This is a genomic window from Arthrobacter sp. zg-Y820, assembly GCF_030142155.1.
In the GTDB taxonomy this organism is placed as follows: domain Bacteria; phylum Actinomycetota; class Actinomycetes; order Actinomycetales; family Micrococcaceae; genus Arthrobacter_B.
Map to the genome: position 1 here is coordinate 178552 of NZ_CP126247.1, position 20803 is coordinate 199354.

General features: G+C 67.0%; 24 protein-coding genes and 1 riboswitch. Of the genes, 8 read left to right on the forward strand and 16 right to left on the reverse strand.

Going from position 1 to position 20803, the window contains the following annotated elements; genetic code table 11:
* Positions 1-50 precede the first annotated feature (50 nt).
* A complete protein-coding gene (locus QNO08_RS00910; RefSeq protein ID WP_229966637.1) occupies positions 51-389 on the forward strand; it encodes a hypothetical protein in 339 nt (112 codons plus the stop codon).
* On the opposite strand, the gene acs is transcribed toward QNO08_RS00910, so the two are convergent.
* From acs to QNO08_RS00930, 4 genes are all read right to left on the reverse strand, one after another.
* Positions 383-2428: an acetate--CoA ligase gene (gene acs / locus QNO08_RS00915; RefSeq protein WP_229966638.1), complete on the reverse strand. Its 2046-nt coding sequence runs from the start codon at positions 2426-2428 to the stop codon at positions 383-385. The two genes, QNO08_RS00910 and acs, sit on opposite strands and share 7 nt — an antisense overlap.
* Positions 2419-3306: an ABC transporter permease gene (locus tag QNO08_RS00920; protein ID WP_229966639.1), complete on the reverse strand. Its 888-nt coding sequence runs from the start codon at positions 3304-3306 to the stop codon at positions 2419-2421. Before QNO08_RS00920 ends, acs begins: the two co-directional genes overlap by 10 nt.
* Entirely contained in the window at positions 3306-4406 is a 1101-nt protein-coding gene (locus QNO08_RS00925) for an aliphatic sulfonate ABC transporter substrate-binding protein (protein ID WP_229966640.1), read from the reverse strand. Before QNO08_RS00925 ends, QNO08_RS00920 begins: the two co-directional genes overlap by 1 nt.
* A gap of 127 nt (positions 4407-4533) precedes the next feature.
* A complete protein-coding gene (locus tag QNO08_RS00930) occupies positions 4534-5364 on the reverse strand; it encodes an ABC transporter ATP-binding protein (RefSeq protein WP_229966641.1) in 831 nt (276 codons plus the stop codon).
* Between the two features lie 367 nt (positions 5365-5731).
* A riboswitch (SAM riboswitch) is annotated at positions 5732-5847 on the forward strand.
* 125 nt (positions 5848-5972) lie between these two features.
* Here QNO08_RS00930 and QNO08_RS00935 point away from each other — a divergent pair.
* The 3 genes from QNO08_RS00935 (at position 5973) to QNO08_RS00945 (ending at position 8565) form a co-directional block, all read left to right on the forward strand.
* Positions 5973-7340 carry an LLM class flavin-dependent oxidoreductase gene (locus QNO08_RS00935; RefSeq protein ID WP_284015892.1) on the forward strand — a complete coding sequence of 456 codons (1368 nt, stop codon included), beginning with the start codon at positions 5973-5975 and terminating at the stop codon, positions 7338-7340.
* A 121-nt stretch (positions 7341-7461) separates the two neighbouring features.
* Positions 7462-8079, forward strand: a complete 618-nt coding sequence (locus QNO08_RS00940) for an alpha/beta fold hydrolase (RefSeq protein ID WP_229966642.1) — start codon at positions 7462-7464, stop codon at positions 8077-8079.
* Positions 8080-8133: 54 nt separating this feature from the next.
* Positions 8134-8565 (forward strand): CoA-binding protein, encoded by a 432-nt coding sequence (locus tag QNO08_RS00945; RefSeq protein ID WP_229966643.1) that lies wholly within the window; start codon positions 8134-8136, stop codon positions 8563-8565.
* A 16-nt stretch (positions 8566-8581) separates the two neighbouring features.
* Here the strand turns inward: QNO08_RS00945 and QNO08_RS00950 are convergent, their stop codons facing one another.
* Positions 8582-9409 carry a DUF1206 domain-containing protein gene (locus QNO08_RS00950; RefSeq protein ID WP_229966644.1) on the reverse strand — a complete coding sequence of 276 codons (828 nt, stop codon included), beginning with the start codon at positions 9407-9409 and terminating at the stop codon, positions 8582-8584.
* Positions 9410-9544: 135 nt separating this feature from the next.
* On the opposite strand from QNO08_RS00950, the gene QNO08_RS00955 reads away from it, so the two are divergent.
* A complete protein-coding gene (locus QNO08_RS00955) occupies positions 9545-9931 on the forward strand; it encodes an MmcQ/YjbR family DNA-binding protein (protein ID WP_229966645.1) in 387 nt (128 codons plus the stop codon).
* Positions 9928-10497, forward strand: a complete 570-nt coding sequence (locus QNO08_RS00960) for a DUF1990 domain-containing protein (protein WP_229966646.1) — start codon at positions 9928-9930, stop codon at positions 10495-10497. The genes QNO08_RS00955 and QNO08_RS00960 overlap by 4 nt, the downstream gene beginning before the upstream one ends.
* Here QNO08_RS00960 and QNO08_RS00965 read toward each other — a convergent pair.
* The 9 genes from QNO08_RS00965 to QNO08_RS01005 all read right to left on the reverse strand — a co-directional run bounded on the left by QNO08_RS00965 (position 10473) and on the right by QNO08_RS01005 (position 17867).
* A complete protein-coding gene (locus QNO08_RS00965) occupies positions 10473-11039 on the reverse strand; it encodes a GNAT family N-acetyltransferase (protein WP_284155629.1) in 567 nt (188 codons plus the stop codon). The two genes, QNO08_RS00960 and QNO08_RS00965, sit on opposite strands and share 25 nt — an antisense overlap.
* A gap of 166 nt (positions 11040-11205) precedes the next feature.
* The gene (gene purL, locus QNO08_RS00970) at positions 11206-13512 is read right to left on the reverse strand and encodes a phosphoribosylformylglycinamidine synthase subunit PurL (protein WP_229966648.1); all 2307 of its coding nucleotides are present in this window, start codon (positions 13510-13512) and stop codon (positions 11206-11208) included.
* Complete coding sequence (gene purQ, locus QNO08_RS00975) at positions 13513-14289, reverse strand: phosphoribosylformylglycinamidine synthase subunit PurQ (RefSeq protein WP_442860525.1); 777 nt, start codon at positions 14287-14289, stop codon at positions 13513-13515.
* Positions 14289-14543, reverse strand: coding sequence for a phosphoribosylformylglycinamidine synthase subunit PurS (purS, locus tag QNO08_RS00980; RefSeq protein WP_229966649.1), 255 nt, complete (start codon positions 14541-14543; stop codon positions 14289-14291). Before purS ends, purQ begins: the two co-directional genes overlap by 1 nt.
* Before the next feature lie 186 nt (positions 14544-14729).
* Positions 14730-15140, reverse strand: coding sequence for a hypothetical protein (locus tag QNO08_RS00985; RefSeq protein ID WP_229966650.1), 411 nt, complete (start codon positions 15138-15140; stop codon positions 14730-14732).
* Positions 15141-15287: 147 nt separating this feature from the next.
* Positions 15288-15764: a hypothetical protein gene (locus QNO08_RS00990; RefSeq protein ID WP_229966651.1), complete on the reverse strand. Its 477-nt coding sequence runs from the start codon at positions 15762-15764 to the stop codon at positions 15288-15290.
* Between the two features lie 31 nt (positions 15765-15795).
* Positions 15796-16341, reverse strand: coding sequence for an SRPBCC domain-containing protein (locus QNO08_RS00995; protein WP_229966652.1), 546 nt, complete (start codon positions 16339-16341; stop codon positions 15796-15798).
* The gene (locus tag QNO08_RS01000; protein WP_442860518.1) at positions 16284-17264 is read right to left on the reverse strand and encodes a 3-methyladenine DNA glycosylase; all 981 of its coding nucleotides are present in this window, start codon (positions 17262-17264) and stop codon (positions 16284-16286) included. The genes QNO08_RS00995 and QNO08_RS01000 overlap by 58 nt, the downstream gene beginning before the upstream one ends.
* A gap of 105 nt (positions 17265-17369) precedes the next feature.
* Positions 17370-17867, reverse strand: a complete 498-nt coding sequence (locus QNO08_RS01005; protein WP_229966653.1) for a MarR family winged helix-turn-helix transcriptional regulator — start codon at positions 17865-17867, stop codon at positions 17370-17372.
* Between the two features lie 83 nt (positions 17868-17950).
* Between QNO08_RS01005 and QNO08_RS01010 the strand changes: the two genes are divergently transcribed.
* Both QNO08_RS01010 and QNO08_RS01015 read left to right on the forward strand, forming a co-directional pair.
* Complete coding sequence (locus tag QNO08_RS01010; RefSeq protein WP_229966654.1) at positions 17951-18166, forward strand: hypothetical protein; 216 nt, start codon at positions 17951-17953, stop codon at positions 18164-18166.
* Positions 18167-18339: 173 nt separating this feature from the next.
* Complete coding sequence (locus tag QNO08_RS01015) at positions 18340-18654, forward strand: hypothetical protein (RefSeq protein ID WP_229966655.1); 315 nt, start codon at positions 18340-18342, stop codon at positions 18652-18654.
* Between the two features lie 16 nt (positions 18655-18670).
* Here the strand turns inward: QNO08_RS01015 and QNO08_RS01020 are convergent, their stop codons facing one another.
* Positions 18671-19957: an aspartate kinase gene (locus QNO08_RS01020; RefSeq protein ID WP_229966656.1), complete on the reverse strand. Its 1287-nt coding sequence runs from the start codon at positions 19955-19957 to the stop codon at positions 18671-18673.
* A 232-nt stretch (positions 19958-20189) separates the two neighbouring features.
* Complete coding sequence (recR, locus tag QNO08_RS01025) at positions 20190-20786, reverse strand: recombination mediator RecR (protein ID WP_229966657.1); 597 nt, start codon at positions 20784-20786, stop codon at positions 20190-20192.
* Positions 20787-20803: the final 17 nt, after the last annotated feature.

Consider the following 20803-nt stretch of genomic DNA (forward strand, 5'->3'; position numbering starts at 1 on the left):
GCGGTGAAGCGGCTGCTCGATCGTTGCAAGTTGCGGGTGGCGGACGAAGAATGTTCAGCAGGACTGCGAACACAGCGGACGGGCAGCGGCGGAGGACGCCGGACGGAACGACGAAGGAAATGATTCCCATGGACGAGTACGTCGTTGTCATTGAAGCCGGCTACAAGCTGGGGGCCGCCACGCACAGGATCACTGCCACGGAGCCCCTGCCCCAGGGGGAAGCCAACCGGCTCTTCCTGGAGCTGATGGACGGGCTGCACGCAGACCTGCTGCCGGCCAAGACGGACACCACGTATCTGGAGGTCTCGCCCACGGAGTTTCTGCGCATTCACCGGGCCATGGGCGGCGCGGTGGTGATGGACCGCGTGACGCTGACCCGGGTTCACTGACCGGCTCCTTGTCGCCGGGCTTCGCAGACGCGGGCGATGTCAGCGATGCACGGTTCGTTCTGCAGACTGGTGGTATCGCCCAGCCGCGTGCCCTCAAACAACTGGGTCAGCAGCCGGCGCATGATTTTCCCCGAGCGGGTCTTGGGCACATCTGGGACGACGACGACGGCGGCCGGCTTGGCGATGGGCCCGATTTCCCGCGCGATGTGGGCCCGGAGCTCGGCGGTGACCCGCTGCATGAACACCGGATCCGCGGGGCCGGATTCGGGCAGGGCAGCGGCGGCGGACAGGACCACAAAGGCGGTGATCGCGTGTCCGGTTTTTGGATCGGCCACCGGGCACACTCCGGCCTCGGTGACCCAGGGATGGGACACCAGGGCGGATTCGATTTCGATCGTGGACAGGCGGTGCCCTGACACATTGAGCACGTCGTCGGTGCGGCCGAGGATCCAGGTGTCGCCGTCGTCGTCGTACCGGGCGCCGTCGCCGGCCAGGAACCAGCCCTGCCGCGCATACTGCCGCCAGTAGGAGGCGAGGTAGCGCTGCGGGTTTCCCCACACGGTGCGGGCCATCGCCGGGCCGGTCCGGTCCACCACAATGAAGCCCTGGGTGTTCGGGGGCACCGGATTGCCGGCCTCATCCACGATTCGAGTGCTCACGCCGGGCAGGGCGCGGGAGGCGCAGCCGGGCTTGAACGCGGTGTCAGTGGGGCGCGGGGAGAGGATTGTGGCGCCGGTTTCGGACTGCCACCAGGTGTCGATCACCGGCACCTCCCCGCGGCCAAGCTGCTCGCGCAGCCAGCGCCAGGCCTCGGGGTTCACGGCTTCCCCCACGGTTCCCAGCAACCGGATGGAGGAGAGGTCATAACGCTCCGGAACGCCGTCGGGGAACCAGCCCATCAGGGACCGGACCAGGGTGGGCGCGGTGTAATAGCTGGTCACCCGGTAGCGGTCGATAATCTCCAGGTGCCGTCCCGGATGCGGGGTGTTGGGAGTGCCCTCGAAAATAACCTGGGTGGCGCCGTTGGCGAGCGGGCCGTAGATCTCGTACGTGTGGGCGGTGACCCAGGCCAGGTCGGCGGTGCACCAATGCACGTCGGTGTCCCGTTCCGCTGGATCCGAATTGGCGAAGAGGTAGTCGTAGCTCCACGACGCCTGAGTCAGGTAGCCGCCCATGGTGTGCACCAGGCCCTTGGGCTTTCCGGTGGTTCCGGAGGTGTACATGATGAACAGCGGCGTCTCGGCGTCGAAGGCTTCCGGCGTGTGGGTGTCGGCGGCGGTGTCCACGGTCTCGTGCCACCACACGTCGCGGCCCTCGGTCCAGCTGATGTCCGATCCGGTGCGGCGGACCACCAGCACATGCTCCACGGCGTTGGCCCCGGCAACCGCCGCATCGGCGTTGTCCTTCACCGGCACGGCGGTTCCGCGGCGGAACTGGCCGTCGGTGGTGACCAGCAGCTTCGCGCCGGTGTCCTCGACCCGGAACTTCAGTGCCTCGGCGGAGAAGCCGCCGAAGACCAGCGAATGGACGGCGCCGACGCGGGCGCAGGCCAGCGTGATGACGATGGTCTCCACCAGAACCGGCAGGTAGATGACCACGCGGTCGCCCCGGCCGATGCCCAGGGCGTGCAGGGCGTTGGCGGCGCGGGAAACCTCCCGCTGCAGGTCCGCGTAGGTGACGGTGCGGCGGTCGCCGGGTTCGCCCTCGAAGTGCAGGGCGACTCTGCCGCCCAGGCCGGCGGCCACATGCCGGTCCACGCAGTTCACTGCGACATTCAGGGTTCCGCCGGCGAACCATTCGATCGCGGGGACGCTGTAGTCGGCGTCGGCCTCCGGGGTGTCCGGTCCGCTCAGCCGCTGCGGGGGGATGAAGGTGTGCGCGGTGTGCCAGGGCTGTTCCCACTGGAGCCTGCGGGCAGCTGCTTCCCAGAACGCGATCCGCTCGGCCTCGGTGGCGGGCTCGGTCACGGTTGCAGGGGTGACGGCGGCCGGGGTGCCCTCCGGGGCGGTAGTTGCGTCGAGCGCTGAGGTCAGGCCCATTTTTTCACCGCCGACTTTTCGGCGAGGCCCAGCAGGGCATCGGTAATCTTGCCGATGACAGCCAGCAGGACAATGGCCAGCAGCAGCCGGTCGGTGCGCCCGTTGTTCTGCGAATCGATCAGCAGGAAGCCCAGCCCCATGGAAGAGGCGATCAGTTCAGCGGCGACCAGGAAGAGCCAGGCCTGCGCCAGTGCCAGGCGCAGCCCGGAAAACACGGAGGGAACGACGGCGGGCAGCTGCACGGTGGTCAGCAGCTTCAGGCCGTTGAGCCCGAAGGCGCGGGCGGCTTCCACCAGGTTCCGGTCCACGTGGCGCAGGGCCAGGGACACGGTGGTGAACACGGGGAAGAACGCGCCGATGGCGATCAGCGTGATCTTGGAATCCTCACCGATCTTCAGCCACAGGATCAGCAGCGGCACCCAGGCCAGCGACGGCACGGCGCGCAGCGCGCCGATCACCGGACTCAGCAGGATTTCTGCCAGCCGGGACAGGCCGAGCAGGGCGCCCAGCACCAGCCCCAGCAGTGCGCCGATGGCGAAGCCGATGAGTACCCGCTGCGTGGAGATGGCGACGTGCAGGCCCAGCTGGCCGCGGTCGATGAGGTCGGTCGCCGCGGTGTAGACGGCGGCGGGCGACGGCAGCTGGACGGCGGTGAAGATGCCGGCTGCGGTGCTGAGCTGCCAGGCCGCGAGCAGTGCTGCCGGCACCACCAGACCCAGGGCGAGCCGGATCCAGCGGCGGGAGAGCGGTCCGGACGGTGCCGGGTTGTGTTCCGGTCCGGCCGGAGGCGCCGCAGTGGCTCCGGCGGCGGCTCTCCCGGCCCGGGAGGTTGGGACGGCGCTGGTTCCGGTGAGGTAGGGGTTGTCGGTGCCTGTCATCAGGACTCCTTGACCGCGTCCGGGTCAGCGTTCTGGACGTAGGAATCATCGAGCAGGCTGTCCAGTGCCGTGTCGACGGCGTCCTGGCCGGCCACGTCACCGGTTTCCACGAGGGTGGGCCCGATCTTTTCGAGCACGCTGCGCTGGGCCTCGCCGGGCGCCGGGTCGACGTCGAGGTTGCTGCGGTCCAGCACCACCGTCTGCGCCACCGCCAGGTCCAGTCCGGCGACGTCGGCGAGGATCCGCGCGGTTTCCTCCGGGTTTTCGGCGGCCCAGGCGCGGGCCTTCTCGTAGGCGTTGACCACTGCCTGCGCCTGTTCCGGGTCCTCCGCAAGGAAGGCCTCGTTGGCAGCCAGGATGCCGTAGGTGTTGAAGTCCAGGTTGCGGTAGATCAGCTGGGCGCCGTTCTGCTCGGCGCCGGCCATGATCGGATCCAGTCCGGCCCAGGCGTCCACCGATCCGTTTTCCAGGGCGGTGCGTCCGTCGGCGTGCTGCAGCTGCTCCACGGTGACGTCGGAGAGGCTGAGTCCGGCCTCCTCGAGGGCCTGGACCAGGAAGAAGTAGGGATCGGTGCCCTTGGTGGCGGCCACCGACTTGCCCTTGAGGTCCGCCACTGAGGTGACGTCCGAGTCGGCGCCGACCACCAGTGCCGACCATTCCGGCTGGGAGAAGACGTCGATGGCCTTGATCGGGGAGCCGTTGGCCCGGTTGAGCAGCGCGGCGGAGCCCGCCGTGGATCCGATGTCGATGGCTCCGGAGCGCAGGTTCTCGTTGGCCTTGTTGGACCCGGCGGACTGCACCCACTCCACCGTGATGCCGTCCTCTTCCAGCGAGGATTCGAGCCAGCCCTTCTCCTTGATGATCAGGCTGAGCGGGTTGTAGGTGGCGAAATCAAGGGTGAGGGTTCCGCCGTCGGCCGCTTCCGCGTTGGCGGCGGGCTCGGTATCTTCACCGGCAACGCAGCCGGTCAGCAGCAGCGAGGCTGCGGCTGCGGCCGCGGCCAGGGCCTTGACCGGCCCGCGGGACAGGGCCGGTCGGCGGCGGGCCGGAGAAGAGTTGGCGGAAGGGGCGGGGGAAGGAACGACGGAACGGCTGTTCATGGGAGTTCTTTCTGCTGGAGGACGGCGAGCCGGGCGGAAAACGGCACTGAACTGCTGGGGGAGCGTCCGGACGAAGGGAACGGACGCAGGTGAGAAGGAGCTGCTGGGGAGGGGCGGTGCCGGGAGGCTAGTGGCGGTCGACGCCGAGGCTGGCCAGGAGCTCGCCGCGCATTCGCGCCAGCTCCGCCGAGGCCCGGTCCCGCGGCCGGTTGCCGGGCACGGTGATGACCTGGGTGATCGTGGCGCCGGATTTCTCCTGTTCCTTGCCCAGCACAATGATCCGGTCCGCCAGCTGGAGGGCTTCATCCACGTCGTGGGTGACCAGCAGCACGGTGGTGGGGGTGGCCGTGTGCACCGAGAGGAGCAGGTCCTGCATCTTCAGCCGGGTCAGCGCGTCCAGGGCGCCGAAGGGCTCATCGAGCAGCAGCACGCCGGGGGTCCGGGCCAGGGCACGGGCCAGGGAGGCGCGCTGGGCCATGCCGCCGGACACCGCCCGCGGGCGGTGCTCGGCGAACGGGCCCAGCTCCACCAGCTCCAACAGCTCGGCCACCTTCGCCTTGCCGTGCTTGGCGCTCATGCTTTTGGGCAGGCCCATCGCGATGTTGGCCTGGAGCGTCTGCCAGGGCAGCAGCCGCGGCTCCTGGAATGCGACGGCGCAGCGGTCGTCGATCCCGTGCACGGGGGTGCCGTTGATCAGGACTTCTCCGGTGCTGGCGGCGTCCAGGCCGGCTGCGGCACGCAGCAGCGTGGATTTTCCGCAGCCGCTGGACCCGAGGATGGCCAGGACCTCGCCCGGGCGCACCTCGAAGTTGATGTTCCGCAGCACCCGGTGTGCTTCGGGGCCGGCGCCGAAGGTGCGGCCCAGCGAGGAAAACGTGACGGGAAGAGCGGAGCCGGCGGCCTGAAGCGGTGCAGCGGGCGGCGCGGCGGCAGGGGACTGTGAAGCCAAGGCGGTCATGTTAACTCTCCATCGGTCCTGGCAGTAGCACCCTACGGAAAACGCCTTGGGCCGGTTACGGCCTCCTGCGGTGTTGTCCTCGCTATTGCCGTTCCTCAAGGAGGAGGTACGGCAACCAGGGTTGCTGCGGCTTCACTGATCCAGGTCTCTCAGCCGCTCGGGATGGTCAAGAGCCACTAAACGCTTCATTCGGACAACGGGCAAGTCCCCGGCGTAACATTTCGACGCCGCGGCGCCAGCCGGAAAACCGCCGCGCGCGCCGGCCTGGAGGCCCAGGTCCGCCGCGGGGCCGGCTCCGTGCCCGCGGTTCACACAGGGTCATTGACTTCCGTTGAGCCGCATCGCTGTGCCAATACTGGAGCCGAAGGATCATGAGTCCCAACGCGAAGCTCTGGCTGGTTGGGCGGCAACCCTCTTCTCCGTAGCGGGGTGCCCCAGATGAGGATCCGGCCGTTGCGCGTCCGCGAACGGCAAGTACGGCGTTCCCTCAGGGGCGTCCCGTTCCGAAAGGTTCCCCCGTGACCGAGCAGAACATCCAGCCGACCACACAGAGCACACCCTCCACCGAGCAGGGCACCCAGCCCACCGCACAGGGCCCCCGGCGGCAGATCCGGTTCAACGCCTTCGACATGAACTGCGTGGGCCACCAGTCCCCGGGGCTGTGGCGCCATCCGCAGGACCAGTCAGCCAATTACACCGACCTCCGCTACTGGGCCAACCTCGCCAAAACCTGCGAAAAAGGCCTGTTCGACGGCATCTTCCTCGCCGATGTCCTGGGCACATACGACGTCTACGGCGGCTCCAACGAAGCCACCCTGCGCCAGGGCACCCAGGTTCCGGTGAACGACCCGCTGCTGCTGGTCTCCGCGATGGCCCTGGTCACCGAACACCTCGGCTTCGGCGTCACTGCCGGCACCGCCTATGAACATCCCTATCCGTTTGCCCGCCGGCTTTCCACCCTGGACCACCTCACCAACGGCCGGGTCGGCTGGAATGTCGTTACCGGCTATCTGCCCTCCGCCGCGCGGAATCTGGGCGCGGAAGACCAGCTGGAGCACGACGAGCGCTACAACCACGCCGACGAATACCTCGAGGTCATCTACAAACTGCTCGAGGGCTCCTGGGAGGACGACGCCGTCGTCCGCGACAAGGAAACCGGCGTCTTCACCGACCCGGCCAAGGTCCACGACATCAACCACGAGGGGAAGTACTTCAAGGTTCCGGGCATCCACATCAGCGAGCCCTCGCCGCAGCGCACCCCGGTGATCTACCAGGCCGGCGCCTCCCCGCGCGGCATCGCCTTCGCCGCAGGCAACGCGGAGGCCGTGTTTGTGGGGGCGCCCACCAAGGAGAAGCTCAAGGCCACCGTCACGAAGATCCGCGACGCCGCCGAAGCCGCCGGCCGGGACCGGCACTCGATCCGGATCTACACGCTGATGACGGTGATTACCGCCGCCACCGCGCAGGAGGCCGCCGCGAAGCACGAGGATTACCAGCAGTACGCCAGCCACGAAGGCGCGCTGGCCCTGATGTCCGGCTGGATGGGAGTGGACCTGTCCACCTACAACTTGGACGAGCCGCTGGGCAACGTGAAATCCAATGCCATCCAGTCCGCCGCGTCGAATTTCCAGAAACCGAAGGACGACGGCGAACCCTGGACGGTGCGCGACATCGCCGACTCCGTCGGCATCGGCGGACTGGGACCGCGGATGGTCGGCTCGGGCGCGGAGATCGCCGAAGAAATGATCCGCTGGGTGGAGGAAACCGACGTCGACGGCTTTAACCTGGCCTATGCCATCACCCCCGGCACGTTTGAAGACATCGTGGAGTTTGTGGTGCCCGAACTGCAGAAGCGCGGCGCCTACCGGACCGAATATGCGCCGGGTACCCTGCGCAACAAGCTCTTCGACGCCGGCGACAAGCTCCCGGCGGAGCACCGCGGTGCATCGTTCCGGCTGCAGCCCGCCGTGCGCTGACCTTCGGGCCGGCGTCCTGTTCTGCCGGACCGGGCATTGACCGGCCGCCCGGTCCGCTCCTACGTTTGAAAGGAACGTCCACCCTTACGGGCGCCACTTTCCCAGCCAGCAGGAGCCTGCCATGGAATCCTCAGCCAATGCCTCCGGAATAGCCCTGTCCGCAGACGGAACCCGCATTGCCTGGTCCCGCCAAGGCAGTGGCCCGCCGCTCGTGATTGTCGATCCCCTTCTGGCCGACCGCAGCAGCTCCAGCACCCGGGTCCTTGCCGACCTGCTCTCGGAAAACCACACGGTCTACACCTATGACCGGCGCGGCATGGGAGAAAGCGGCATGGGGGAGGAATACACGGCAGAGTCCGACGTCGATGACCTGCTGGCAGTGGTGCAGGTGGCCGGCGGATCTGCCGCCCTCTACGGGTTTGCCTCCGGAGCTTTCCTGGCGCTGCGGGCCGCCGAGGAGTCGGCGGTGATCACCCGCGTGGTGGCGCTGGAGCCCAGCCCGGCGATCGACGACGGCGACGATGAACTCCTGGTGCTCCAGACCGAGCTGGAGGGACTGGCCGGTGTTGAAGTTCCGGTTCTCATCCTGGCCGGCAGCAGCAGTGCAGATGAGACCCGGGACCTCGCCCGCCGCGCCGCGGAGGCCCTGGACGAGGGGGAATTTCAGCTGCTGGAGGGAACAGCGGCGAGCGTCCCGGACGCGGAGCTGGCCGACACCATCGAATCTTTCCTGAGCTGACACCGGCGGGCGTAAGCTGGAGCCCGATCTTCGGGCTCCAGCAAAGGACGGCACATGGAACTTGTCAGCGGCGCACACGTCAACGACCCCGCAGTAATCGGGCGGCTCCTGCGGGAGAAGGGGCGCTGGGCCGTCGTCGGGCTCTCGAATAACCCGAGGCGCACGGCGGTGGGGGTGTCGAAGTACCTCCAGGACCACCTGGGCATGGAGATCATTCCGGTCAGCCTCAAGGGCGACGATGTCCACGGCAACAAGGGCTATCGCCGGCTCAGTGATATTCCGGGCCAGATCGACGTCGTCGACTGCTTCGTAAATTCGACGCGTGTGGGCGACATCGTGGACCAGGCGATAGCCGTTGGCGCCAAAGCGGTGTGGCTGCAGCTGGGCGTCGTCGACGAGGCGGCTGCCGCGCGCGCCGCCGCCGCAGGGCTGGACGTCGTCATGAACACCTGCCCCGTCATCGAGGCTCCGTATTACGGCCTGTAGGCATAGGGTCGGGGACTCAGAGTTTCGCGAACCACGCCTGCAGGATCCCGGTGTACAGGCCGTAGCAGATGAGGCCTGCGCCCACCACGCCCAGCGCCAACCCGCCGTACGGCTGCGCACTCAGGGCATGGAGGGCGCCGTCGAGCCCGGTGGAGCGCTGCGGATCGGCGGCCACGGCCGCAACGATCACGAAGCCTCCCAGGATGACCAGTGACAAGCCCTTGGCGATGAACCCGAGGACACCGGTGATGGTGACGGCGTGCTCCCACGTGCCCGATGGAACGGCCTGCAGATCCCTGCGGAAGCGTCGGCTGGCGCCCTTGAAAATGAAGTAGCCGCCCACGCCGACGATCACCAGCCCCACGATCCCCAGCAGGACCGCGCCGGCGGGCTGGGCCATCAGGCTGGCGCTCCAGCCGGCCGAACTCTGGCTGCTGTCCTTGCCGGCACCGAGGGCAAACGTGCCGAACGTGATGCCGGTGGCGCCGTAGGCGGCGGCCAGTGCGGCGGCGGAAGCCCGCATCTGCCACAGCTCCCGTCCGCTCAGGCCCCGGCTGTCCATCCAGATCCGTGAGAACTGGAAGACGGCCAGCGTGAGGCAGCCCAGGAAACAGACCCAGAGCAGGGCCAGCCCGCCCGGCTGCCCGGCCAGTGCACCCACCGCGCCGGAGGAATCGGCACTGCCGCTGCCGCCGGACGCAATCTGCAGGGCAATCACTCCGATGAGGAGGTGCATCAGGCCGCTGGCGGCGTAGCCGACGCGGGCGGCACGTTCAAATCCCTTCGAATCCGCAGCATTTTCCGTAGCCGCGGCAAACCTGTCACGGTGTCCTGTACGAGCCAAATAATCCTCCAAAAGTCGGGAGCGCACCGCTTGTGGCGGGCCGCCGGATACCTGCGATGTCTTCATTTTCTCACTAGTGGCGCGGCGCCTTCTCACTAGTGGTGCATCGCCGCGGCGGCGGACTAGGCTCGGGTGATGGACGCCGCACAAGTGAAACGGGTATGCCTGCAGTTTCCGGGGGCCTACGAGGACTTTCCGTTCGGCCCGGAAGCGTCCGTGTTCAAGGTTCAGGCGACGGGCGGCAAGGCCCGGATGTTTGCGCTCTGCGACCTGTCCGGGGTACCGCTGACGATCAGCCTCAAGTGCGAACCCGAGCTGGCGCTGCAACTCCGGGCCGCCCATCCCCAAATCAACGGCGCATGGCACATGAACAAGAAGCACTGGAACTCTGTCCGTCTCGATGAGGGGCTGGATGATGATCTGGTGCGGGACCTCGTGGAGGACTCCTACGACCTGGTGGTCGAGTCCCTGCCGGCCCGGGACCGCGAATCACTGAAGTGGAAAGGGCTGGCCGGCGGATGAACCGGGACCTGAGCTACCCTGACGCCGGCCATACCCGGCGGCCGTATCCCCAGCCGCTCACCCAGCGCTGGCCGGACGGATACCGGCTGGAGCTGCGCCGGGAAAGGCTCGACGTTCCGGATCCGGCGGCCGGATTCCTGCGGTTGGCCAATGGCATCCTGGACTGGGATCTGCACCGCCGGGCCGGGCTGCGGGTGGCGGCAGCCACGCCCCGCGCCGCTCCGGGGGTGGAAATGTCCTCCGGAGTGGGGGTGGGTCCGCTGCGCTACTACGCTCCCTGCCGGGTGCTGTGGTCCGAGGAACCAGAAGTCGACGACGACGGCGCCCCCATCCCGGGGCAGCGCGCCGGTTTCGGTTACGGCACCCTCAAGGGGCACCCGGAACAGGGCGAAGAGGGGTTTTACGCCGAACTGGACGGGGAAGGAAAACTGATCTTCCGGGTGGCGGCGTACAGCCGGCCGGCCAACCGGGTTCTGGCCGCCGGCGACTTCGCCAACCGCGGTGTGCAGCGGTTCTTTACCCGGCGCTATCTCGCGGCAGCCTACAAGCTCAGCTCCGGCAGCTGAGCTGCGCTGAGGGCGAAGCCAAGGCCCAAGCCCGGAGTTTCCACCGGCAGGAATCCGGCGGTGAGCAAAAGAGACTGCGAGGATTCGTTCTCCACCTCGGTGTAGGCAACCACCCTCGACACGTTTTCCTGTTCCAACGCCCTGCGGGCCATGGCGATGAGCGCTTCGGTGGCGTAGCCCTGCCCCCGCCGGGACGGGACAACGCTGTAGCTCACCTCCGCGTCCCCCTCTTCGGGCAGGAGCAGGAAGCCGATGGTCCCAATCACCTGCGCCGTCGCCTGCTCGCGGATGAGGCGGGTGGTCAGTGCGCCGGAAATGTTCAGGCCCGTTTCAAAGAACTGCTGGGCGGCGTCGTGGTCTGTGGGTTGCGGAAAGTCCGGCGCCCAGTCCGACAGCCGGGACTGGATGATCAAGGCGTCGAGCTCAGCGGGGGAGAGCGGGTCCAGTTGCAGCCGTTCGGTGCGGAATCCGGTGGCTGGGGCGGGCGGTTCGGCAGCCGGTGCTGTGTGGTCAGGGGTGATGGTCACTGAGTAATTGTCCACGCCTGGTTGCGATTTGTTCCTATTTCGTGAGCAACATCTTTTCGTGCCCCGTGCCCCGTGGCGCCCAGGTCCTCCAGCCACGCGAGATGGCAGAAGGTGCCCTTCCCAGAGCTGGGAAGCGCACCTTCTGCCATCTCGCGGGGGAGGGGAGGGGGAAGTGGGAGAGTTAGCCGAAGTACTTCGGCAGGGTTCCCTCGTGGGCTTCCTTCAGCTCGGAGAGGGGGAGCGAGAAGTGGCCCTGGAAATCCAGTGCCCCGATCTCGGTGTCCACCACGCCGATTCGCATGTGGGCATAACCGCGGGCCGAGCACATGTCCTTGAACCGGACCTCCTCGCTGCGCGCCACCGACACTAAGGCCCGGGACTGGGTCTCGGAGAACAGCATCGTGAACAGGTCCACGCCGTCGCGCTCGCAGGCTTCATCCAGCCCGATCCGCGCGCCGACGCCGAAGCGCAGCGCCATCTCGGACAGGGCAGCGGCCAGGCCGCCCTCGGACAGGTCATGCGCGGCGTCGATCATGCCGTCGCGGGAGGCATTGACCAGCAGTTCGCCGAGCAGCTTCTCCCGCAGCAGGTCCACTGCCGGCGGCCGGCCGCCGAGGTGGCCGTGCAGGTTGGCGAATTCCGAGCCGTCCAGCTCGTCCTTCGTGGCACCCATCAGGTAAATCGCCTGGCCGTCTTCACGCCAGCCCGACGGCGTGCGGCGGGCGACGTCGTCGAACACGCCCAGCACGCCCACCACGGGGGTCGGATGGATGGCGACGCCGCCGGTCTGGTTGTACAGCGAAACGTTGCCGCCGGTGACCGGGATGCCCAGTTCGCGGCAGCCGTCGGCCAGGCCGCGGACGGCCTCGGCGAACTGCCACATGACCTCGGGATCCTCGGGGGAGCCGAAGTTCAGGCAGTCGGAGACGGCCAGCGGGGTGGCGCCGGAGGTGGCGACGTTGCGGTAGGACTCGGCCAGGGCCAGCCGGGCGCCCTCGTACGGGTCCAGGTAGGCGTAGCGGCCGTTGGCGTCGGTGGAAATGGCCACGCCGAGGCCGGTGGTTTCATCCACGCGGATGACGCCGGCGTCGTCGGGCATGGCCAGCGCGGTGTTGCCCTGCACGTAGCGGTCAAACTGGTTGGTCACCCAGGACTTGTCGCACATGTTCGGTGAAGCCATCAGTTCCAGGATGGACTTCTTGATCGCGTCGGCGCCGAACGGGCGGGTGCCGGCGAAGGAATCCGCCTGCAGCTTGTCCTGCCACTCCGGGCGGTGGAACGGGCGGTGGTAGACCGGCCCTTCGTGCGCCACGGTCTTGGGGTCAACGTCGACGATGGTCTCGCCGGCCCAGTCGATGATCAGCCGGCCGGAGCCGGTGACTTCGCCCAGCCAGGAGTATTCCACGTTCCACTTGGCCATGATCGCCTCGAACGCCTCGACGTTCTCCGGCGTCACCACGGCCATCATGCGTTCCTGCGACTCGGACATCAGGATCTCGCCCGGGGTCAGGGTGGGATCGCGCAGCAGCACATTGGTCAGTTCCACGTGCATGCCGCCGTCGCCGTTGGAGGCGAGCTCCGACGTCGCGCAGGAAATGCCGGCCGCGCCCAGGTCCTGGATGCCCTCCACCACTGCGGACTTGAACAGTTCCAGGCAGCACTCGATGAGCACCTTTTCGGCAAACGGATCGCCCACCTGGACGGCGGGGCGCTTGGAGGGCTTGTCCGCATCGAAGGACTCCGAGGCCAGCACGGAGGCGCCGCCGATGCCGTCCCCGCCGGTGCGCGCACCGAAGAGGACCACTTTGTTGCCGGTGCCCGAGGCGTTGGCCAGGCGGATGTCCTCGTGGCGCATCACGCCCACGGCCAGGGCGTTTACCAGTGGGTTGCCCTGGTAAACGGAGTCAAAGACCAGCTCGCCGCCGATGTTGGGCAGGCCCAGCGAGTTGCCGTAACCGCCGATGCCGGAGACGATGCCGTGCACCAGGCGCGCGGTGTCCGGATGGTCGATCGCGCCGAAGCGCAGCGGATCCATGACGGCCACCGGGCGGGCGCCCATCGAGATGATGTCGCGGACAATGCCGCCGACGCCGGTCGCGGCGCCCTGGTAGGGCTCCACGAAGGAGGGGTGGTTGTGGGATTCGACCTTGAAGGTCACCGCCCAGCCTTCGCCGATGTCCACCACGCCGGCATTCTCGCCGATGCCGACCAGCAGGTGCTGCTTCATCTTCTCGGTGATCTTCTCGCTGAACTGCGACAGGTGCACCTTGGAGGACTTGTAGGAGCAGTGCTCGGACCACATGACCGAGTACATCGCCAGTTCCGCCGCGGTGGGGCGGCGGCCCAGAATCTCGACGACGCGGTTAAATTCGTCTTCCTTCAGGCCTAGTTCGGCCCACGGAAGCTGCGTGTCGGGGGTGGCGGCGGCGTGCTCGACGGTGTCGATGCGGAATTTCTTCGCCTCGGTGGAGGCTGCGGAAACGGTCATTTATTTGCCTCCGGCAACGAGCGAGGTGAGTACTGAGGTGAAGATGCCCAGGCCGTCGGTGCCGTAGCCCAGCCCGACCTCGCCGTAGGCGGAGGAATCCGGGCCGAAACCGGCCTCGACGGCGTGTTCGGGGTGCGGCATGAGCCCGACGACGTTGCCGGCGGCATTGGTAATGCCGGCAATGTTCCGGCGCGAGCCGTTGGGGTTGCCGCCGTCGTAGCGGAACACCACGCGGCCTTCGCCCTCGAGCTCGTCCAGGGTCTTTTCGTCGGCCACGTACTGGCCGTCCTGGTTCTTCAGCGGAATGACCATGCCGGCATCCTTCGCGTAGGCACCGGTCCACGCCGTCGCATTGTTCTCCACCCGCAGCAGCTGGTCAGCGCAGGAGAACTTGAGGTGGTTGTTCTTGATCATTGAACCGGGTAGAAGGTGCGCCTCGGTCAGGATCTGGAAGCCGTTGCAGATGCCGAGCACGGGCATGCCGCCCTTCGAGGCATCCACCACCTTGTCCATCAGCGGGGCAAACCGGGCAATGGCGCCCGCGCGCAGGTAGTCGCCGTAGGAGAATCCGCCGGGAATGATGACGGCGTCCACGGACTGCAGGTTGGCTTCGTTGTGCCAGAGGCCGACGGCGGTGCCGCCGGCGAGGGTGACCGCACGGGCGGCGTCGCGGTCGTCAAGGGTGCCGGGAAAGGTGATGATGCCGATCCGGACGGCCCGCAACGCGTCGTTGGCGGGCGTTACGGCGAAATCGCCGATCAGGGGCGTACTCAAAATCAGGCCTCCGGGATTACTTCAACGCGGGTGACGTCCTCAATGACGGGGTTGGACAGCAGCGTGGCAGCAGCGGTGCGGGCCTGCTCGAGGAGTTCCGGAGTGACTTCTCCGTCAACGGTCAGCTCAAAGCGCTTGCCCTGCCGGACGCCGGTGAAGCCGGTCAGGCCGAGCCGGGGGAGGGCGCCGGCGATGGCCTTGCCCTGCGGATCAAGGATTTCAGGTTTTGGCATGACGTCAACAACGATCCGGGGCATCCGGGCAACTCCTGTAAGAGAAATGGGTGGCCGCGGACCCTGCCGTCTCACGCTGATTCAGCGCTCCGCGAGCTTGCTCCCTCAGTCTAGCGGCGTTTGGCCTGGCAGTCCTTTCGTGTCGTTCGTCCGTCCGCAAACCGGTGCGTGGAGCGGCTGGCCCGCACCAAGATCAGGCGGGCAACCGGATCAGGCAGGTACGCCGATCTGGAAGCCGCACCGGCACCGCAGCACCGTGGTGTCGAGCTGGACCTCCGGAACGGCAACCGCGTCAGCCCCGGTGTAGACGGGTTCAAAAATCGACACGGACGCGGTGTCCTTCGGCTGCATCGGCTCACCGCAGTGCAGATACTGGGCGTCCGTGCTGTTGCTGTTCATTCGGCGGGCCCACAGCGGGGAGTGCCGGATCGCGTGACCGTAGAAGCGGTCACACTCGGAGCAGGTGTAGCTGATTTCCAGGAACTCAGCGGCGTCTTCGCCGATGGCAGGTTCCACTGCTTCGATAATCAGGTAGTCGTCCGTCCTGCAGTGCGTGCACCACGGGACGTAGGTTTCCGGCGCGGGTTCTGCCGCGCCTTCCGGTCTCGCTTGCGTTGACAAGATCGTTCCTCCGGTTCGCATCCGGACGGTAAACTCCGTCGCCCGGAAAGATAGTAAGTATGCTTACCTAGTTTACGGACGCGACGGAGCCGTGACAAGTCCGCAGGCAGGGCCGTCACGGGAGCCCCAGGCCTGCGGCCCTGGTCCCTACAGCGGCCCCTCGGCCGGGCCGAGCAGGCCGGCAAGGCTTTCCCAACGTCCGATCTCGCACCCGTTCGCGAGCGAGAAGCCGCGGTCCACGCTCTCGCCGTTGAGCGTGCCGCTCACCTGCGCCCGCTGCGGCCCGGCGATCATCTGGGTGCAGGCCAGGTTGGGATTGGGGGGAGCGAACAGATCGGCCCCCTGGGTCGCCAGCACCTCGCAGGCAGCTGCCGGATCGGGCGCGGCGGAGCTGCCCGCCGGCGCGGCGCCCTCGCACTCCAGCGTGTAGGTGTCCTGCACCTCGGTCCCCTTGGGGCTGAACTCGACGGTCAGCGACGTGGCCGCCGGAGAGGACGGAGCCGCGCTGGAGGACGCCGGGGAAGGTGAATCGGACGGCGCGGAGCCGGCCGAGTCGCCGCACCCGGTGAGGGCAAGGGCGGCCGCAGCCACGATCAGCAGGCTTCGATACGGGGGACGGAACATGAGTGAGACCTCCAGATAGGGTGGTCCCAGCCTAGCCAGTCCCGCCGCCAGTCCCCGGAGGATCACTGTAATCCGCGGCTGCCCGCGCCTGGGCCAGGAAATACGGACCCTGACCGGGGTAGTAATCGTCAAACTCGGGAACGGCGCCGCCGGTAAGAGTGGCGGCCAGCCGGTCCAGATAGTATTCCCAGCCCGGCCCAACGCTCTCCGCGGCCAGCGGGTCATCCAGATGGTGGATGAAGTCCAGCCGGGTGCCGCCGGAACTTTCCTGAAACCGGACTTCCAGGTCCCAGCTGCCGTATTCGTCCTCGACCAGCAGGCGCAGCAACTCCGGCGCGGAGCATTCGGCGATCTGCAGCCGGCTCCAGGGAAGTCCGTCCTCGTACAGCATCTGCAGGTCGAGGCTCCCGCCCCGGACGGGCGTGCCCTCCCAGCGCCCGAACCACTGCGCGGCCCGGACCGGGTTGGCAAAGCTGTGCCACAGCACCGGCGGCGGTGCGGTGAAGCTTCGGGTTAACGTCAGGTCGTAGGCCTGGGGTCCGGTGCGGTGGATCCGGCCGGTGGGTTCTGGTTGCACGGCTGCTCCTGAAGAGGTTCCAGCAGGCCCAGGATGCGGGCCCGCAGCTGCTGTGATTCCGCGCTGAAGTCGCGCTGGGCGCCAGCATATAGTCCGCGGCCGGCCGGTGTCTCGACCGGGATCGGGGTGTAGCCCCAGTCCTCCAGGTCATAGGGGGACGCGCGCATGTCCATCTCCCGGATGCGCCAGGACAGCTCGAAGCAATCCATCACCAGGTCGCTGGGCAGCAGCGGCACCAGTTTGTACGTCCACTTGTACAGGTCCATGTTGGCATGCAGGCACCCGGGTTGTTCCAGGTCCGGCTGGGTCTCGCGGGTGGGCGTCAGCTCGTTCAGCGGCACGGCCTGGGGCGTGTAGAACCGGAACGCGTCGATGTGGGTGCAGCGGATCCGGCTCTTCTCCACCAGTTCGTCGGTCCCTTGTGCGCCCAGGCGCAGCTGCAGGTAGTCATGCCGGATGCCGTTGGTTTCGGATTTGTAGGCCATGGCCCACTCGTGCAAACCGAAGCAGCCAAGCGAGGGCTTCCGGGCGGCGGTGCGGGAGAGCAGCATTCGGGTGAAGTCCACGGTGCTGCCCCGTGCTTCGGCGAACGCAGCCAGATCGACCGTGACGGCAGTGGTGCCGGCGTCGAGCCCCTCGCTGGCCAATTCCGCCGCGGTCAGCGTGCGGTGGAACTTCCAATCCGTGCGCTCGGCAGCCGCCGGTCCGGTCAGGACGACGCCGGCCCCGGGATGCCAGCGCAGCAGCTGCCCCGGCTTCTGTGAGTAATAGGTAAAGAGGAAATCCTCCACCGGGTGCTTCCGTCCCGCCGAACGGCGGGCGAGGAAACCGTCCACAAAGGGCTGTACGCGCTCGCGGTGCTGCCGGCTCAGCGGCAGCCACTGGTGCTCGGCCAGCACGGCGGAAAATCGGGTAGGGCTCACCAACCCATTATCCCGCGTGCCGTCGCCGCTGTCGTGCAACGGATGCGGAGGCCAGGCATGCGCAGCCTGACCAACCACTTAACCCAACCGCCTAACCCAGCCGGCCTATACCCCGGCCGGCTTGTTCCCGGGCCGGCTCGGTTCGGGGCTGGCCGCGGCGGCCTGCGCGGTAGTGATCAGCTGACGCATGGTGCCGTTCAGTTCCTGCACCTGTGCCCGGGTCAGGCCCAGCCGGCCCATCATGGTGTCCGGCACGGCAGCGGCTTTTTGGCGCAGCGCCCGGCCGGTCTCCGTCAGGTCGACGGCCAGGGACCGGTCATCTCCGGGCGCGCGGTTGCGGGCCACCAGGCCGGCTGCCTCCAACCTCTTCAGCATCGGCGACAGTGTGGCCGGGTCCATGGCGAGGGCGCCGCCGAGGCTGCGGACGCTGCGCGGACTCTGCTCCCAGAGCGCGAGCATCACGAGGTACTGCGGATGGGTGAGTCCCAGGTTTTCTAGGACCGGCTTGTAGGCGCCGACAACGCTCCGGGAAGCCACGGAGAGGGCAAAGCACAGCTGATGCTCCAACAGGAGGTCCTCGTCAGTCTGGTCCACTGTTTCCACATCCCAACTTTTCCTAATCATTAGTGCACTAATGATTAGCGTACTATGGCAGCAGGAGAAGTCGCTGTGGAAAGGTGCGGGATATGGCTGACAAAGAGAGCTTTACTTCGAAATTCATGCGGACCACCGGCAAGGTGCGGCTGATTTTCGGTCCCGCGCAGACCAGTTCCCTGGATCATCCGATGACAGAGGAGAACCAGCAGCTGCTCAAGGAGCAGCAGGCGCAGGAAAAGGCGCAGTGGCAAACCGTCAAGCGCGCCGACGGCAGCTCCTACATCCTTCCGCGCCAGCCGGACTAAGCGCGGATTGCCGCCCTCAACGAAAAAACTATTCGTCGCCCGGGTTCACGCATCTGCCGGCCGCGTACCGTTAATTCATCAGAAAAACAGTCACCCGGCCGCGCCGCTTGGTTGCGGCGCGGGCAGCCCGGTTCAACCGCACACACTCGTTCAACCGCACAGGGGGAAATCCCATGAGCGACGAAAAGCAACAACCCACTTCCGGCCCGGCCCGCCGGCGCCACTCCGTGCTGGGGGCACTGGACAGGCTGGCCTTCGGGTTCTTCGGACCTCCGGAACGTGAAGCTTCGCCTCGTCCCGTCATCCACCGGCACGACAGCCTCGAAGCTGAGATCGACAATCAGCTGCAGGCAATAAATGTGGAAACGGACGAGGAGGGGCACCACTACGGCGTCCGGAGGATCGAAGCAAAACCCGTGACGCCCAATCCGGGAGTGATCTATCCGTATTACTCGGGCCGGCCGCCGCTGAACGCGCCGGAAACCTGACCGGCCACAACCTTCCCTAGCGCCCGGTGCCGCCGTACACGGTGGCTTCGTCGTCGCCGTCGAGCCCAAAGGCAGCGTGGACGGCGCGCACCGCCGTGTCCAGCAGCTTGGCGTCGGTGACCACGGAGATGCGGATCTCGGAGGTGGAGATCATGTCGATGTTCACTCCGGCTTCGTGCAGCGCCTGGAAAAACCGGTGCGAAACGCCCGGGTTGGACCGCATGCCGGCGCCGATCAGCGAGAGCTTGCCGATCTGCTCGTCGTAGTCGATGGTGTCGAAGCCGACCGTTTCCTTGGCTGCGTTCAATGCATCGATGGCGTCCTTGCCGTCAATGATCGGCAGCGTGAAGGAGATGTCGGTCCGGCCCGACCCCTGGGTCGACACGTTCTGGACGATCATGTCGATGTTCGAGTTGGCGCCGGCCACAATGCCGAAGATCTCTGCGGCCTTGCCGGGAATGTCGGGAACGCCGACCACCGTGACCTTGGCCTCTGAGCGGTCGTGTGCAACACCGGAAATGATGGGCTGTTCCAAGGGTTCTCCCTCTTGAATCTTGATCTTGTCATCGGGGCTGGGCAGGACCCAGGTTCCCTCATGCTGGCTGAAGGAGGACCGCACGTGCAGCGGGACGCCGAAGCGGCGGGCGTACTCCACGCAGCGCAGGTGCAGGATCTTGGCGCCGGAGGCGGCCATTTCCAGCATTTCCTCGCTGGAGATCGTGTCGATCTTCTGGGCTGACGGTGCGACGCGCGGGTCGGCCGTGTAGATGCCGTCGACGTCGGTGTAGATCTCGCAGACGTCCGCGCCCAGCGCGGCGGCGAGCGCGACGGCGGTGGTGTCGGAGCCGCCGCGGCCCAGGGTGGTGATGTCGTGGCTGTCCTGGCTCATGCCCTGGAACCCGGCGACGATGGCGACGTCGCCCTTTTCGATGGCCGTCTTGATCCGGTGCGGCGAGACATCGATGATGCGGGCCTTGCCGTGGATGGCGTCGGTGATCATGCCGGCCTGGCTGCCGGTAAAGGACTGGGCGGAGCCGCCGAGTTCGTTGATGGCCATGGCCAGCAGCGCCATCGAGATGCGTTCGCCGGCGCTGAGGAGCATGTCCATTTCCCGGGCATTTCCGCCGGTGGTGATCTGTCCCGCGAGGTCCAGAAGTTCATCGGTGGAATCGCCCATGGCAGAGACCACCACGACGACCTCGTTGCCGGCGGCATGCGTGTCAACGACCCGCTTGGCGACGCGCTTGATGCCTTCGGCGTCCGACACGGAGGAACCGCCGAATTTCTGCACTATCAGGCTCATGCGTACACGCTCTCTGAATTACTTCCGGTTGCTGCCCGGCGACATCTTCGGCGCGGTGCATGTGATTTTCTTCCCCGGGGTGTGCCGGGAAGCCGGGCCACGGATACTGTGGCCGATCAGCAAAAGTCTATCGTTGGAGTCGCGGCGGGCCGAAATGTTCCGGACTTATGCACTTAACGTCACGTGCTGTGCTGCCGGTTCCGGCGGCCGGCCGGAAGGCTGCCCGTGAGCGCTAGGACATGCTGCGGCGGCCCTCGAAGGCCCGGCCGAGCGTGATTTCGTCAGCGTATTCCAGGTCTCCGCCCACGGGCAGGCCCGAGGCCAGCCGCGTGACGTTGATGCCCAGGGTCTTGAGCATCCGGGACAGGTAGGTGGCCGTTGCTTCACCCTCAAGGTTGGGGTCGGTGGCAATGATGATTTCGGAGATCTGCTCATCGGACAGCCGGCTCAGCAGTTCGCGGATGCGCAGTTGGTCCGGACCGATTCCGGCAATGGGATTAATGGCGCCGCCCAGCACGTGGTACCGGCCGCGGAAGGATCGGGTGCGCTCCACCGCAATGACGTCCTTGGACTCCTCCACCACGCAGATCATGGTCGGGTCGCGGCGCGTGTCGCGGCAGATCGTGCAGGTTTCCTGCTCCGTCACGTTGCCGCAGATGCTGCAGAACTTGACCTTGTCCTTCACCGTGACGATGGAGGACGCGAGCTTCCGCATGTCGTCCGGATCCGCCTCCAGGATGTGAAAGGCAATGCGCTGGGCAGACTTGGGCCCGATGCCCGGGAGCCTGCCGAGCTCATCAATGAGTTCCTGAACGGCACCTTCGTACACGTGACCTTCTCTGCTGG

Excerpts from the sequence above, each read along its gene's own strand:
- QNO08_RS00910 (WP_229966637.1), top strand. The coding sequence starts at position 51 with ATGTTCAGCAGGACTGCGAACACAGCGGACGGGCAGCGGCGGAGGACG.
- acs (WP_229966638.1), bottom strand. The coding sequence starts at position 2,428 with ATGGGCCTGACCTCAGCGCTCGACGCAACTACCGCCCCGGAGGGCACC.
- QNO08_RS00920 (WP_229966639.1), bottom strand. The coding sequence starts at position 3,306 with ATGACAGGCACCGACAACCCCTACCTCACCGGAACCAGCGCCGTCCCA.
- QNO08_RS00925 (WP_229966640.1), bottom strand. The coding sequence starts at position 4,406 with ATGAACAGCCGTTCCGTCGTTCCTTCCCCCGCCCCTTCCGCCAACTCT.
- QNO08_RS00930 (WP_229966641.1), bottom strand. The coding sequence starts at position 5,364 with ATGACCGCCTTGGCTTCACAGTCCCCTGCCGCCGCGCCGCCCGCTGCA.
- QNO08_RS00940 (WP_229966642.1), top strand. The coding sequence starts at position 7,462 with ATGGAATCCTCAGCCAATGCCTCCGGAATAGCCCTGTCCGCAGACGGA.
- QNO08_RS00945 (WP_229966643.1), top strand. The coding sequence starts at position 8,134 with ATGGAACTTGTCAGCGGCGCACACGTCAACGACCCCGCAGTAATCGGG.
- QNO08_RS00955 (WP_229966645.1), top strand. The coding sequence starts at position 9,545 with ATGGACGCCGCACAAGTGAAACGGGTATGCCTGCAGTTTCCGGGGGCC.
- QNO08_RS00960 (WP_229966646.1), top strand. The coding sequence starts at position 9,928 with ATGAACCGGGACCTGAGCTACCCTGACGCCGGCCATACCCGGCGGCCG.
- purL (WP_229966648.1), bottom strand. The coding sequence starts at position 13,512 with ATGACCGTTTCCGCAGCCTCCACCGAGGCGAAGAAATTCCGCATCGAC.
- purS (WP_229966649.1), bottom strand. The coding sequence starts at position 14,543 with ATGCCCCGGATCGTTGTTGACGTCATGCCAAAACCTGAAATCCTTGAT.
- QNO08_RS00990 (WP_229966651.1), bottom strand. The coding sequence starts at position 15,764 with ATGTTCCGTCCCCCGTATCGAAGCCTGCTGATCGTGGCTGCGGCCGCC.
- QNO08_RS01010 (WP_229966654.1), top strand. The coding sequence starts at position 17,951 with ATGGCTGACAAAGAGAGCTTTACTTCGAAATTCATGCGGACCACCGGC.
- QNO08_RS01015 (WP_229966655.1), top strand. The coding sequence starts at position 18,340 with ATGAGCGACGAAAAGCAACAACCCACTTCCGGCCCGGCCCGCCGGCGC.
- QNO08_RS01020 (WP_229966656.1), bottom strand. The coding sequence starts at position 19,957 with ATGAGCCTGATAGTGCAGAAATTCGGCGGTTCCTCCGTGTCGGACGCC.